This is a genomic window from Streptococcus sp. HMSC066F01, from assembly GCF_001837335.1.
Classification (GTDB): domain Bacteria; phylum Bacillota; class Bacilli; order Lactobacillales; family Streptococcaceae; genus Streptococcus; species Streptococcus oralis_S.
Genome location: NZ_KV832089.1, coordinates 1 through 206, shown reverse-complemented (window position 1 = coordinate 206; position 206 = coordinate 1). Strand labels below are relative to the sequence as shown.

1 protein-coding gene is annotated in these 206 nt (G+C 39.3%); it reads right to left on the bottom strand.

All coding sequences use genetic code 11. The features are described 5' to 3' along the window. A partial coding sequence (locus HMPREF2655_RS02940) for an SspB-related isopeptide-forming adhesin (RefSeq protein ID WP_142352112.1) occupies positions 1 to 206 on the bottom strand: 206 nt, incomplete at both ends.

The window sequence follows — 206 nt, the reverse complement described above, 5'->3', positions numbered from 1 at the left end:
TCTTGAACCTTCTTAGGCGCAGCTTCTAAACTATCAAATTGTTGAACACTGATACCTGATACAAGGTTGCCCTCTAGATCACGGATCTTAACCAATTCTGGTTGAAGGGTTAAGGCTTCTTCTGGATAATCATCCACATAGTAGAAACCATTTTGAATCGCTTCTTTAGAAGATTTATCTCCCTTGTATTGGTCCAAATCCCATGT